Annotated in this window: 13 protein-coding genes; 10 read left to right on the forward strand and 3 right to left on the reverse strand. The window is 56.4% G+C overall.

The features are described 5' to 3' along the window. Positions 1-340: 340 nt before the first annotated feature. The 3 genes from NTD80_RS00240 to NTD80_RS00250 form a co-directional block, all read right to left on the reverse strand. Positions 341-1,237, reverse strand: a complete 897-nt coding sequence (locus NTD80_RS00240; RefSeq protein ID WP_262131609.1) for a hypothetical protein — start codon at positions 1,235-1,237, stop codon at positions 341-343. Between the two features lie 711 nt (positions 1,238-1,948). After that, positions 1,949-3,094 (reverse strand): serine hydrolase domain-containing protein, encoded by a 1,146-nt coding sequence (locus NTD80_RS00245; protein ID WP_262131611.1) that lies wholly within the window; start codon positions 3,092-3,094, stop codon positions 1,949-1,951. A 57-nt stretch (positions 3,095-3,151) separates the two neighbouring features. Then, on the reverse strand, positions 3,152-4,219 hold the full coding sequence (locus tag NTD80_RS00250) for a fatty acid desaturase (protein ID WP_262131613.1): 1,068 nt from the start codon (positions 4,217-4,219) through the stop codon (positions 3,152-3,154). Between the two features lie 311 nt (positions 4,220-4,530). On the opposite strand from NTD80_RS00250, the gene NTD80_RS00255 reads away from it, so the two are divergent. The 10 genes from NTD80_RS00255 to NTD80_RS00300 all read left to right on the forward strand — a co-directional run bounded on the left by NTD80_RS00255 (position 4,531) and on the right by NTD80_RS00300 (position 12,516). Continuing rightward, positions 4,531-5,094, forward strand: coding sequence for a recombinase family protein (locus NTD80_RS00255; protein WP_262131615.1), 564 nt, complete (start codon positions 4,531-4,533; stop codon positions 5,092-5,094). Between the two features lie 161 nt (positions 5,095-5,255). Next, a complete protein-coding gene (locus tag NTD80_RS00260) occupies positions 5,256-5,990 on the forward strand; it encodes a helix-turn-helix transcriptional regulator (RefSeq protein WP_083221365.1) in 735 nt (244 codons plus the stop codon). A 601-nt stretch (positions 5,991-6,591) separates the two neighbouring features. Continuing rightward, entirely contained in the window at positions 6,592-6,936 is a 345-nt protein-coding gene (locus NTD80_RS00265) for a phage holin family protein (RefSeq protein ID WP_262131616.1), read from the forward strand. Positions 6,937-6,957: 21 nt separating this feature from the next. Next, the gene (locus NTD80_RS00270) at positions 6,958-7,473 is read left to right on the forward strand and encodes a hypothetical protein (protein WP_262131617.1); all 516 of its coding nucleotides are present in this window, start codon (positions 6,958-6,960) and stop codon (positions 7,471-7,473) included. A gap of 3 nt (positions 7,474-7,476) precedes the next feature. Continuing rightward, positions 7,477-8,088 (forward strand): phage baseplate assembly protein V, encoded by a 612-nt coding sequence (locus tag NTD80_RS00275; protein ID WP_262131619.1) that lies wholly within the window; start codon positions 7,477-7,479, stop codon positions 8,086-8,088. A gap of 9 nt (positions 8,089-8,097) precedes the next feature. Then, entirely contained in the window at positions 8,098-8,430 is a 333-nt protein-coding gene (locus NTD80_RS00280) for a phage baseplate protein (protein ID WP_262131621.1), read from the forward strand. Then, positions 8,427-9,422, forward strand: a complete 996-nt coding sequence (locus tag NTD80_RS00285; RefSeq protein WP_262131623.1) for a baseplate J/gp47 family protein — start codon at positions 8,427-8,429, stop codon at positions 9,420-9,422. Before NTD80_RS00280 ends, NTD80_RS00285 begins: the two co-directional genes overlap by 4 nt. After that, complete coding sequence (locus tag NTD80_RS00290) at positions 9,419-10,048, forward strand: phage tail protein I (RefSeq protein WP_262131625.1); 630 nt, start codon at positions 9,419-9,421, stop codon at positions 10,046-10,048. The genes NTD80_RS00285 and NTD80_RS00290 overlap by 4 nt, the downstream gene beginning before the upstream one ends. Beyond that, positions 10,049-12,085, forward strand: coding sequence for a phage tail protein (locus tag NTD80_RS00295; RefSeq protein WP_262131626.1), 2,037 nt, complete (start codon positions 10,049-10,051; stop codon positions 12,083-12,085). It abuts the gene before it with no gap. 2 nt (positions 12,086-12,087) lie between these two features. Beyond that, positions 12,088-12,516 (forward strand): phage tail assembly chaperone, encoded by a 429-nt coding sequence (locus NTD80_RS00300; protein WP_106805005.1) that lies wholly within the window; start codon positions 12,088-12,090, stop codon positions 12,514-12,516. Positions 12,517-12,572: the final 56 nt, after the last annotated feature.

Genomic DNA, 12,572 nt, shown 5'->3' on the forward strand with positions numbered 1-12,572 from the left:
TGACTTTTTGTATCTGCGGTGAGTTGCTTCCTAACTCTCCTTTGCCAGCATCAACCACTCATCGAAGTTAGTTTGAAATGGTATGCCCAAGTCTTCGGCAGCTACTGCGCAAAGCCGTTTTAAGCCTAACAGACTAATGCCGGATGCCGCTTCAATAATCCCGGGAATAACACTCCACAGCAATGCAATTAACTTCGAATCCGGAACTGTTCCTTTATGGGCAAGATCATTGCGCTTTGTGCGAGATTGGCTGAGCGCCTTATGACAATCTTTAGTGATAATTTTCGCTAGCCGAAGTTGTCTCTGTTTTGCCCATATTTGGTCGCTGCGAATAGCTTTGCTAACTTCTGTATCGCATTTTTTTTACTCGTGCAGGAAAGGTGTTCTTGTTTTTCTCGTATTTTTCATTCCATAGATATTCTGTAAGTTGCTCTACAGTTATCCAGAGGTTATTAAGGGCGTCGCTATTGTTTCGGTATATCATTGCCGTGTAGCCGCTAAGTAGAAATAGTGGTGATAGGTTACTAACGGCGTCAACGACGTGCCTGCCTTGAGAATATGCTGCTTTGATAGCATCCACCATCAGCACTCTTGGGTACATCAGTGGCTGGAGACGATCCTGTATGGCGGCCCCGTTTGATCGAAGGTAGGAGTGGGGCGAAGGTGTAAACGTGAACAGGCGCCGCCTATCGATGAGTGTTCCTATCTCTAGTTTTTCTGAGTGAAGTACTTCTGTATGAATACCACCTAGTAGAAGACAGCATAAAATTTCATTTATCTTACTTGCACCGTCAGCATTGGTTGGATAGTCCTCACATTGAGGGATCGCTATATAGCCATCATAGCTGACAAGTGCAGGTATCCCACTCGCGTTACCGAGAGGGAGTGCTGTAACTACATCTGCCAGCTTTCCCCCGTCGTAAGAGTTCGTATTGATCTGGTCAATAGTTATATTCAAGCTGGAAGATACGTCACGATGGACTGCCGTATAAGGTCGCAGGTGGAACATCCATGCGGGGTTATACGACGGAACACTGGAGATTAGTGGGATGTAACCAGATGGGGCATCCTCTTGTTTTATCCAGCTTTCTTGATACCAGACGTGAGAGTCGTCAGGCTTAGGCTTGATCGTCGCTATAAGCGTAGTGGGAAGATTTCGATTGTTCGCCGTGAATGGATCGTAGTCGTCCTCAAACGCATATAACATTCCAGTCTCTGTATCTTGAAAGTGCTTCATGTCAGTCTCAATCGAGTAAGTGATTTCCACAAAAAGTGAATCGGCAAAGTTTCTGTAGACGGAGATTAACTGAGTTTGGCCGAAAATGGCTTATCCAGAAATTTACATTGGCAATCGTCTGGCTTGCCTGACGCGACCGTAAATTCTGGGCGTAGCGGCGTGTGGATCAAAAGGTGATTGCTTAGGAATTGCTACAGGAGGGGGTGCACAACGCCTTGTATGCAGAGCCTACGGGGAGTTTGAGGAGGGCTACGCCCAATCCATCATCGGACGGCGTAGGCAGCACGGGACAGGACACACCATCACGAATGGGGCAAAAATGGGGCAAACCGTACGCCAATCTATGCCATCCAATGCCAATTATGCATTTATGCAACCCTCTGTGCGCTGGCGGTAGAGCCAGCAACCACGGGGCTATCCGTCAAAATCACTCACATACCGCTACACAATCGGGGTGTGGGAGGACAGATCGGACGTGTTTTTACTCATTGGGTCGTAGGCAAATTCGTTGAAAGTGATGGGGCAAAGGGGGCGCTTGGCCCAGCATTTTTTGCGATGGGCGCAAGGTTAACACGCGAGGTCGGCCCTTCGCAGGATGCAAACGGCTAGGGAAAACGCAAAGGCGCTGCGGCCCCTATACCCATCACTTAATAAAGAACACCGTCACTGTGGCGAGGTGGCTTGCTCCCGCAGGACTGCGCAGCGGTCACATCAAATCGCCGCATACACCAGAGACGACAACCGCCTGGGCCGAGGATCAATCATCGAATGGCTGCCCGAGGTGGTGGTGACAAATCCAAAGCTCACTTGCTTTTCGGGATCGGCGAAACTTATCGGTCCGCCCAGCCCGATATGGCCAAAGGTGCCCGGGCCCATGGCGTGAGAAGCCGTCGGGTCGCGTTGTTGCTCCAGCATGCAGCCTAATCCATAACGCATGGGGCGCATCCATACCCGATCCATGCCATGACTGTGCTCTTGCGTGAATTCACTGAGCAGTTCGTGACCGATAAAGTTGCCCGTCATCAATGCACTGTAGAAGCCGGATAAACCCCGCGCCGTAGCGTGCGCGCACACAGCCGGTTGCTGATAGGCCCACCAGCGCGGGTCACTGGTTCGCCTGGGTACCATCCCGGGATTGGTGAAGGCCAATGTCGCGATATGCGCAGGTTGGTTTTTCAGCACCGTGCGCAACGCTTGTGAGTAAGGATCACCGACCCGCCCCGAGGCACTGTCGAATCGCGCGATACGATGAAAGTGTTGTTCGTCCACGCCAAGGTGAACATCGAGGTCATGGGGGGCCAGCATCTCCTCGTGGATAAAGACGCAGGGATCTCGTCCGTCCACCCGACGAATCAACTCACCGAGAATCCAGCCAAAGGTGGTTGTGCCGTAGCCCAAGTCTGTTCCCGGCTCCCACCAAAGCGGTTCGGCCGCCAATACCTGCACCATATGCTCCCAGTCGTACATCATGGCGTTATGGTCGGGGGCTCGCAGCGCCGGAAGTCCCGCAGTGTGGTTCATCACTTGACGCAAGGTGACTTGGGCTTTGCCGTTCTGGGCGAACTCAGGCCAGTAACGGGCCACAGGCGCGTCCAGCTCCAACTTGCCGCGCTCGACCAACATCAGAACGGCCACCGCGACATAGGGTTTGATAACGCAAAAGGTATTGGCCAGCGTATCGCGCGCCCAAGGCTTCACGCCCGCCTGGTCCGCCATGCCGGCCCACAGGTCGATCACCACTTCTGCACCAACCTGTACGCACAGCCCGGCGCCACGCTCCTGCGGATCATCAAACATTTCCTCGAAGGCCTGCTTGACCGCTTCAAACTGCCTTGCACATATCCCTTGCGCTTTCATACTCCGGACTCCTTGTAGGTGCAGTGATGCCTTTGAAACGTGCGCAACGCGACGAACTCACCCTCGCAAGCGAGTTTGAGAGTGCTCTTTGGAAAAACGGTTGGCTCGTTTGTATGTGCCGAAGTCATTGAATCTGACGCCTGCCTGCGCCATGACTTTATGAGCATAAGGCGCTGTCATCTGGCGAAGATAGAACGGGTCTCTCACCACGAAGTGGTGAATGCTGTGCGTGCTGCCGAAGTTGAAGCAGAACAGTTGAAAAGGCCACAACCACCAAGGGTTCATGACCTGGGTTTGTTGTAGCGGATTACGCGGGGCTACATCGCCATAATAGTGCATGTTTGAACTTATAAAGAACAAACAGAACTGCCGTAGCAGGTTGGGGGCAATAAGGATTACTACGATGCTGTTGACGATGTCCATAAACGCCAAGGTCGCCGCAGAACTGTGAATCGCTTCACCCATAAGTGACCCCACCCCGGCGTAGAGGTGATAGCCAAGGAATACATACCAGCAACCCCAATACAACAGCCCAAATGGTGTGTTGAGTCGAATAATCTTGCCCAACAATTTTACCTTTTGCCGCCATCCCGGCGCGAACACCGCATTTAGAAAACCAAATAAAAACCCATCGACCAGTTTCAATAAGCGCAGTATTCCCCACGGGCTGCCACTGGTCGTAATCCATGCTTCGACATCCGACTCAGTGCCGGACTCTTTATGGTGATGAAAGTGCAGCGTGCGCCTTAGCCATGGACTGGGCATGCCCGGCCGGGTCAGCCAGCACAAAAACATCATGGCGTTGTGAGCCAAGGGTTGCTTTCTGAAATAGAGGCGATGAATCAAATCATGTTCGATTTCATGAATAAATGACGTCAGCAGCGCATTGATCAAAATGCACGCCCATCCGGGAATAAAACCCTTTATGTAGAGGCCTCCCGTGATGACCATCCCTGCCAGGGAGAACACCATCACGCTTGCCCCCAATGCATTTTGATACTGCAGGATAGGGTAACGCTGGCGCATCTGGTTTCCGTGCTCGGTAATGCTCCGGGTTACCGTCTCGATCTTTTCCTGATCGGTATTCGGTCGATCAATTTCGATGGCTCCTTCCAAGATCTTCATCCATTCATCCTCTGCTTGCATCGGGGAGTAACCAGCCTTGTCAAGCCGGTCAAGTCAATACGCTGGGCAATAAAGCGGTCGGCATTAAAATTCCCTGGCGAATTCACGCGCACCGAAATCGACGGTGTGTTGAAAAGTTGTTAGGCTTATTCCAGGTCTCAAAATAATAAGGTAAGTTTAAGTCTTTGCAACTGTGTATTTTAGGTGGGTTAGCTATACAGCTCTTTGTGTAAAGTTTTAAAACTAAAGGATTTAGTTACAGTTTGTACAAGTATTAAAGGACATTGTACAAGTACTGCCAAGGAGGCATCATGAGATTACATCGCATCAAGTATTTCCGGCGCTCTCTGCAACAATCCGACGACAGCGTAGAGACAATCAACAGCCATGATGTATTTGACGCAGTGTTTTACGATGAGCCTGACGACAATGCCGCGAATCGTGCAGGCCTTGAAGGGCTGATTCGCTATCTTCAGTGCGGGGATACTGTGGTAGTGGACAGCATGGCAACGCTCACTTCCAGTACCGAGCAGCTGTGCGTCATCATTCGGCGACTGATTGATAAGCAGGTAACGCTGGAGTTTTCCAACGAAAGCCTGATCTTTCGGCATGACTGTCTTGAAGTGGTGGAGACCATTATTGCGGTAATGGAGTTGGTTGCAGAGTTCGAGCGCACGGCGATGAGGGAAAAACAGGCCGCCGGTATCGCCAGTGCAAAGCGTCGCGGAGTCTACAGAGGTCGCAAGAAAAAACTGTCTGACAATCAGGTTGTCAATTTAATTGACCGAGCCGGCGCCGGTGAAAGCAAATCCAAATTGGCGCGTGATTTTGATATCAGTCGCCAGACGCTTTATCGATACTTGAGATCGACATAGGCGCGCCTGCGGAGGTATCGCCGAAGGCTTGCCCGGAGTTGAAAAGTCGCCGATTGCGTAGGCTCCAGGGTCGATGCAAAGCGTGGGCTGGATTTTCTGATTGCATAAATTATGCAAATTAGCATTTGCCAACCCTAAAAACTCCCGTCACTATCCGCGTTATGCAAAAACGCAACGTTTCTATCGTCTTAAGAGAACTGCTGGATCGCGACCGGATCTCCCCCACGGAGCTTCACCGGCGTACCGGCGTGCCTCAATCCACACTGTCCCGGATCCTCAGCGGCAAGATCGTTGATCCCTCGGACAAACACATCTCGCGCATCGCCGAGTACTTTCGCGTGAGCACCGACCAGTTGCGCGGGCGCGCGGCGGTGGGCGCTTTGCGCGAGGACGGACGCGACCCGATGCATTCGGAACTCAAGGACATAAGCCTGTGGGACGACGACACCCCCGTGAATGACGACGAGGTGTCGATCCCCTTTCTGCGCGAGGTTGAATTGGCTGCTGGATCAGGAAGATTCGTCATCGAGGAAAGCGAAAAGGCCAGCCTGCGTTTTGGAAAACGCAGCCTGCGGCATAACGGTGTGCAGTTTGACCAGGCCAAGTGTGTGACGGTGCGCGGCAACAGCATGTTGCCGGTACTGCGTGATGGCGCCACGGTGGGGGTGAATGCGGGCAAGAGTGGCATTGGTGACATCGTCGATGGTGACTTGTATGCCATCAATCACAATGGCCAACTGCGGGTGAAACAGCTCTACCGCCTGCCTTCCGGGATTCGTCTGCGCAGTTTCAATCGCGATGAACACCCGGATGAAGACTACAGCTTCCAGGATATCCAGGATGAGCAGATCAGCATCCTCGGTCATGTGTTCTGGTGGGGCATGTACGCCCGTTAACCTTCTTGCGTAAGACAAAGCCCGCTCATTAGCGGGTTTTTTTTCGCCTGCAAAAAATCGGCAAACCCTGGCGTTGCAAGGCCTTAAATGCATTCGTGCATTTCACGGCTAAAAATAAATGCATTTGTGCATTGACTGTATATGCATACATGCATATTCTCCATCTCAAGCCAGCCAACAAGGCCTGGTGGAGGCGGCAAGGATGCTGCCAAGGAAGACAAGGAAGGCACGCAACATCGGCAAGGACGCCATCAGAGCGATGGCAGGGAGGCCAGGCAACACCGGCAAGGATGCCGACGCTCTTTAGTCGTATCGCTTCAACAAAAAAGGCAGCGATGAACCGGCCTGATAACGGTTCAGAGGGTTGGCAACTGACCCGGGTGTGCAGCGTAAAGCACCAGAAGCAGTTATCCGGCAGACAGGGATCGTGGTCGGAAAAACATCGAGGAAAGATCCGTACCGCGCCAGTAGCGCCGAAAGATCGATGTTGGACCGCATTACTGAAAAGCCTGGGCAACCGGGCTTTTTGGAATGCCTACCCATAAATGGATTTACCCAAGAGCCGGCCCTGCGCCGGTAGTGCTCAGCCAGGAGGCGTGACATGACAAACGAGCAGCAAGCGTTAGCGGAAATGCCTATCTGGCTGGTGGTCGTACTGGCCCTGATCGGCGGGGTGTCCGGCGAAATGTGGCGCGCCGACAAGGAGGGCGCGCGCGGTTGGTCACTGGTACGGCGTCTGGCCTTGCGGTCCGGTGCATGCATGGTCTGCGGAGTCTCGGCACTGATGCTGTGCTACGCCGCCGGCATGTCGATCTGGACTGCCGGCGCCATTGGTTGCCTGACCGCCATGGCCGGCGCGGATGTCGCCATTGGCCTTTATGAACGCTGGGCGGCCAAGCGCATCGGGGTCAACGAGACCCCGACCTCGCGTCCGGACCAGCAGTAACCGCTGCAAGGATGCAACCACATGAGCCTTATCGAAAAACCTTCCCAGTTGCCCGTGGCGATTGGGGCGGCGCTGAAGAGCGCCTTCCCACACTTGCCTGTAGGCAATTATCAGGACTTTACCGGTGTCGCGGATAAAACCGGCGTGCTGATCAGCGTCGAGCGCAACGGGCCCGCCGTTCGCTCCCTTGAAGGCCGCAAGGCGCATGCCTTGTCGGTCTCACTCAGGGCCACGGTCGCCAGCGGGGCGGCAGCCTTTGAAGCCTGCGACCTAGCCAGCCAATTGATGGACCTGGCCCTGGATAACCGCTGGGGCCTGCCACCCGACCAGTGTGACCTGCCGACGGCTATCGTCGCGGCGCCTTCCGGATTGACCGGGACCGAAACGGACTACGACACCTGGATCGTTTCCTTCACCCAAACCCTCTATCTCGGCCCGTTACTGCTCGAGGATCCCACAGGCAAACCGCTGTTTGCCCGCACCTGGGAAGTCTCGGACATCGACGATCCAGATCAATATCGACCCCTGCAGGAGTAGTCCATGTTCGATGCATTGCTACGCATGCAACTGGGGCCGATCGTCGAACGCCTGGCGGAAATGGAAGCCCAGCTGGAAGACCTGTATCGACGCGCAGAAAGCTTCTGCCGGATTGGCGTGTGCCAGGAGGTTGATGCCGCCAGTGGTACCTGCAAGGTCAGCCACGGGGACTTACTCAGCCCGGCGATCCAGTTTTTCAACCCGAGCGCTGGGGCGCAAACCGAAACCCGCATCCCTTCAGTGGGCGAGCAGTGCCTGCTGCTCAACTACGGCGGCGGGGAAGGGGGGACGCAATCTGTGGCTTTGTTCGGCCTCAACAGTGGTCTGTTTCCGCCCGTGTCCGCGGTGGCGTCGCTGACGCGCCGTCGCTATCAGGACGGCACCCAAAGCGACTATGACGACGCTAGCCACATTTTCAGTTGGGTCAACGGCCCCACCACATTCAGTGGCTCCCGCGAGCAGGTCGACCTCAAGGTCGGCGCCGCGAGCCTGAGCATGAATGCCCAGAGCATCACCCTGCAGCTCGGCGCCACCGGCTTATTGCTGGATGCCGCTGGTGTGCATTTGAGCGGCCCGGTGGTGGATCACCAGGGTCGCGTGATCAGCAGCGCATAAGGATTTGCCATGATCGGAATCGACAGGAACACCGGGGCAGCCGTGGATGATTGGCTGCAATTTGTACAGCGCGCCACCCGAGCGCTGACCACCCCCGTGGGGACACGCCAGAAGCGCCCGTTGTACGGCTCGATGGTCCCGCAACTGCTCGGCCAGAACCTCGGCGATGACCTCTTGCTCCTCGCCCAAAGCCATGCCGCCCAAGCCTTTTTCAACCCTCAGAACGGCATCGCCGACTTCCAACCCCAGGTCATCGTCGCCACTCGCCAGGCCGCCGGCCTGCTGTTGCGTTTTGCCGGCAGCTGGAAAAACCGCCAACAAACTTTTGAGGTCGTGACATGAGCATGTTGATCCCAGGCCAGAACCAACTGGCGGAACCGGCGATTATCACGGTCGACGCGTTCGAGCCGTTGCTCGCCGAGTTCAAGGCGTTTGTCGTCGACTATGTCGCCACCCGAGCGCCGCAAAGCGCGGCCAAGCTCAAGGTCAGCCTCGACAATGAAAGCGAACTGTTGACCCTGGCCCTGGAAGCGTTTTGCGTGCGCTTGCAAACCCACGAACGCAAGTACAACGCCCGCATCAAGCAGATGCTGGCGTGGTGGGCCACCGGCAGTAACCTGGATGCGCGCCTGGCGGACATGGGCCTTGAGCGCCAGGTGCTCGATCCAGGCGATCCCGCCGCGTTCCCGCCCGTGCCGCCGACCCTGGAAAGCGATGATGATGCCCGCCTGCGCTATTACCTGGCGCCCCATGCGCCGGCAGCAGGCTCGCGCATGCAGTATCGCCGTGAGGTGTTCACCCTCGGCGAGCGGCCGGCGGTGAAGGTGCAAAGCGCCACCCCTGGCGTAGTGACCGTCAGCTACACCTTTGAGCCGGACGGTTACGCGGCCCAGGTCAAGGACGGAAACGGACGACGCACCGCGCCCGGTGAAGTGATGGTCACTGTGCTGTCCAGGGAGGGTGATGGCAGTGCTTCTGCCGATTTGCTTGACGGTGTGCGTCGACATTTCGCACGGCCCGATGTACGACCGGAAACTGACCTCGTCACGGTCCAAGGTGCACAGATTCAACACTACAAGATTCGCGTGGTGGCCAAGATCAATGCCGGTCCGGATTCGGGCCTGACCCAAGTGGCTGCACAGCAGTTGCTGCAAACCTATGCCGACTCCTGCCACCGGCTGGAAGGGCGCGTCGATCCAAGCTGGATCGACTACGCCATCCACAGTGCCGGTGCCGCGCAGCTGCAAATCCTCGAACCGCTGCAGCCGATTATCAGCACGGCATTCCAGGCCCCGTACTGCACGGGCGTCGAGGTGGAGGTGCGCACGCTATGACTGAACCCAAAGCGAGCTTGTTGCCCGCCAACAGCTCACCGCTTGAGAAAGCCCTGGACCTGGGGTTCGGCTATTTGCTGGAGCGGGTCACGCCGCCTTTCCCACAGTTGATGGACCCGGATCACACGCCGTCGGCGTTCTTGCCCTACCTGGCAGCGGACCGCGCGGTGAATGAATGGAGCACCACTGCTCCTGAGGCGGAGAAGCGCCTGACCGTCAAACTTGCCTGGCCCACCGCGCGACAGGCCGGTACCCGCCAGGCCCTGGAAAATGCGGCCAAGGGCTTGCAACTGAGCCCCGAAGTGCGCGCCTGGTACGAACAGAAACCACTGGGTGTGCCCTACAGCTTTGCCGTACGCGCCTGGACCGATTTGCCCTACAGCGAAACCATCGATGCCCGACTCGACCGCCGCTTGGCCGACGCCAAAAGCGAGCGCGACATCCTTTCGATCTCGGTGGGCCTGAGTGCTTTCGGTCGCCACGTCATTGGCGCCGCCACGCTGTGCGGCGAACTCACCACGATCTACCCAAGCGTGCTGGCTGGCGTCGAGGCCGCGGGCCGCGCCTTTATGGCGGCCGGTTTGTACAGCGTCGAAACCACCACCCTTTATCCACAGGAGCACTAAATGGCTGACTATTACACCCTGCTCACAAATGCGGGGATCGCCTACGAAACCGCCTGCAAGGCGGCTGGCGTGCCGATCAAACTGGCGCAGATTTCTGTCGGCGACGGCAACGGCGCCGTCTACAACCCCGATGCCAGCGCAAAAGCGCTGAAACGCGAAGTCTGGCGCGGACCGTTGAACGCCTTGTTTCAAGATGAGAAAAACGCCAACTGGCTGATGGCCGAAGTCACCATTCCCTCGGATGTCGGCGGCTGGTATGTGCGCGAAGCCGGGCTGTGGACGGACACCGGAATCTTGTATGCCATCGTCAAATATCCGGAGTCGTATAAGCCGGTGCTGGCGACGTCGGGCTCGGGCAAGGAGTTTTATATTCGCTCGATCTTCGAGACGAGTAACGCCTCGATCGTGACGTTGTTGATTGATGACACGGTGGTGAAGGCGACTCGGGCTTGGGTGATGGATTATCTGGGCCGGCAGTTGGCTGAGGGCACCTACACCAAGGCTGAGATTGAGACGCTGATTGCTCAGTCGTCGGCGCTGCCGGTGGGGTCCATGGTTGCGTTTCCAGTCGACAAGGTCCCGGTGGGATTCCTGGAAATTGATGGTAGCGTGAAGAGTGCCTCGGCCTATCCCGATTTGGCGAAGTTCCTGGGCGCGGCGTTCAATAAGGGGGATGAAGGGGCGGGGAATTTCCGGCTGCCGGAGTCGCGTGGGGAGTTTTTGCGTGGGGGAGACCATGGGCGCGGGGTTGATGCAGGCCGGGTAGTTGGTAGCTATCAGTCCGATGCGGTGCAAAATGTCACTGGTAATTTCGGCCGAGTGGTTCCGGTGGGGGATGCGATCAAGGATGCATCGGGGCCGTTTCAGCCTGGTGATGCGACAGGCAGTGTGGCCACAGGATCCAATGCAACGCTGAGGCATATCACTTTCGACCTGTCCCGTTCTGCACGAACGGCAGCAGAGACGCGCCCGCGCAACCTTGCGGTCTTGTGGTGCATAAAGGCTTGGAATGCGCCAATTAATCAAGGAAATATCGACATTGCCGCGCTGGTCAGTGAACTCGATGCACTGAAGTCTGCTGTTCCAGTCGGCTCCATTGTTCCTTTCCCCAAAGCAGCTGTACCACCGGGGTATCTGGAACTGGACGGCAGTGTGCAAAGCATCGCCGCCTATCCGGACCTGGCCAGGTATCTTGGCACCACGTTCAATACCGGTAGCGAAGCAGCAGGCTTCTTTCGGCTGCCTGAATCGCGTGGGGAATTCCTGCGTGGCTGGGATCATGGGCGTGGGATCGACGCCGGGCGAGATATTGGGACTGCACAAAAAGGCAGCCTGCAAACGGTAGATTCGACCATCACAACAGTCACTGTTACCGGTCTATATAACGCAAGTGTCACGCCTGAATCGAATGCCCGAACATCGTTCGGGTTGGACATCGCCAACCCTTCTGACTACCCAGGTGCCGCATATGGAGGCGTTGCGGGTAGTGGGGGCACGATGGCTGCCGAGGGTAATAATTTCGGCGTCACCCGCCCTCGCAACCTGGCAGTCATGTGGTGCATCAAGGCCTGGAACGCACCGGTCAATCAAGGAACCATCGACGTTTCGGTACTCGCTTCACAGGCAACCGAAACCAATCAAGGCACGGCAAAGACAGCCACCCAACCCCAAGCCGACGCTGGGGTCGATGACGCCACAATCGTCACCCCGAAAAAAATGCGCTTCGGCTTTGCAATGAACTTCACCGCAGCCAGTGGATACGTCCTTTTTCCAACGTGGCTCGGCGGCTTGCTGATTCAATACGGCCGCGCATCCCTGGCGGCTGACCAGTTCACCACACTGACCTGGCCACTTGCCTGGCCCGATGCGTGTTATGCCATTTCCGGCGCGGTGCACTCGTCACTTGCCCGTGTCGACGACGGTATCTCCGCACAGTATCGAAGTCTGACTAAAACCACGGTCATCCTGGACCGGCAAGACATCGGCACGGCAGTAGCCAACAACCGCGATATGTTCGTCATCGGAATCGGGAAATAACCATGAGCATTTTTTATTGCGCAGAAACGGGCGGATTTTATCTGCCCGGCATGCAGCCATCTGATAGGGCCTGCCAGGAAATCACCCATGCGCGCCACGCTGAGCTTCGCGCTCAGAACGCTGCCGGAAAAATCATTGCTGCAGATGAGCTGGGTGCCCCGGTCGCCATTGATCCACCAGGGCTGAGCATTGAGCAAATGGCCGCTAAAGAGCGTGCGTGGCGAGACCGGCAGTTGGTGACCGCGACCGGTCTGCGCGATCGGCATCGCGATCAACTGGAATTGGGCATCCCAACGACGCTGGAAGCAGAGCCGTTCACGGCGTTGCTGAACTACCTGCAGTTGCTGCGTGACTGGCCGCAGTCTGCGGATTTTCCCACGTTGCAAAAGCGTCCGGCCCCCCCGGACTGGCTCGCCGAACACACCGATTAAACCTCAACTGCCCCCCAAACCGCCCTCCGCGGTTTTTTTTCGCCTGGAGATTACCC

The organism is Pseudomonas sp. 13B_2.1_Bac1, assembly GCF_025466155.1.
GTDB classification, from domain to species: Bacteria; Pseudomonadota; Gammaproteobacteria; order Pseudomonadales; family Pseudomonadaceae; genus Aquipseudomonas; species Aquipseudomonas aylmerensis.

What these genes read in the sequence shown, in the direction of transcription:
- NTD80_RS00260 (WP_083221365.1), top strand. Translation starts at nt 5,256, where the DNA reads ATGCAAAAACGCAACGTTTCTATCGTCTTAAGAGAACTGCTGGATCGC.
- NTD80_RS00240 (WP_262131609.1), bottom strand. Translation starts at nt 1,237, where the DNA reads ATGAAGCACTTTCAAGATACAGAGACTGGAATGTTATATGCGTTTGAG.
- NTD80_RS00270 (WP_262131617.1), top strand. Translation starts at nt 6,958, where the DNA reads ATGAGCCTTATCGAAAAACCTTCCCAGTTGCCCGTGGCGATTGGGGCG.
- NTD80_RS00245 (WP_262131611.1), bottom strand. Translation starts at nt 3,094, where the DNA reads ATGAAAGCGCAAGGGATATGTGCAAGGCAGTTTGAAGCGGTCAAGCAG.
- NTD80_RS00300 (WP_106805005.1), top strand. Translation starts at nt 12,088, where the DNA reads ATGAGCATTTTTTATTGCGCAGAAACGGGCGGATTTTATCTGCCCGGC.
- NTD80_RS00250 (WP_262131613.1), bottom strand. Translation starts at nt 4,219, where the DNA reads ATGAAGATCTTGGAAGGAGCCATCGAAATTGATCGACCGAATACCGAT.
- NTD80_RS00280 (WP_262131621.1), top strand. Translation starts at nt 8,098, where the DNA reads ATGATCGGAATCGACAGGAACACCGGGGCAGCCGTGGATGATTGGCTG.
- NTD80_RS00265 (WP_262131616.1), top strand. Translation starts at nt 6,592, where the DNA reads ATGACAAACGAGCAGCAAGCGTTAGCGGAAATGCCTATCTGGCTGGTG.
- NTD80_RS00275 (WP_262131619.1), top strand. Translation starts at nt 7,477, where the DNA reads ATGTTCGATGCATTGCTACGCATGCAACTGGGGCCGATCGTCGAACGC.
- NTD80_RS00285 (WP_262131623.1), top strand. Translation starts at nt 8,427, where the DNA reads ATGAGCATGTTGATCCCAGGCCAGAACCAACTGGCGGAACCGGCGATT.
- NTD80_RS00255 (WP_262131615.1), top strand. Translation starts at nt 4,531, where the DNA reads ATGAGATTACATCGCATCAAGTATTTCCGGCGCTCTCTGCAACAATCC.
- NTD80_RS00295 (WP_262131626.1), top strand. Translation starts at nt 10,049, where the DNA reads ATGGCTGACTATTACACCCTGCTCACAAATGCGGGGATCGCCTACGAA.
- NTD80_RS00290 (WP_262131625.1), top strand. Translation starts at nt 9,419, where the DNA reads ATGACTGAACCCAAAGCGAGCTTGTTGCCCGCCAACAGCTCACCGCTT.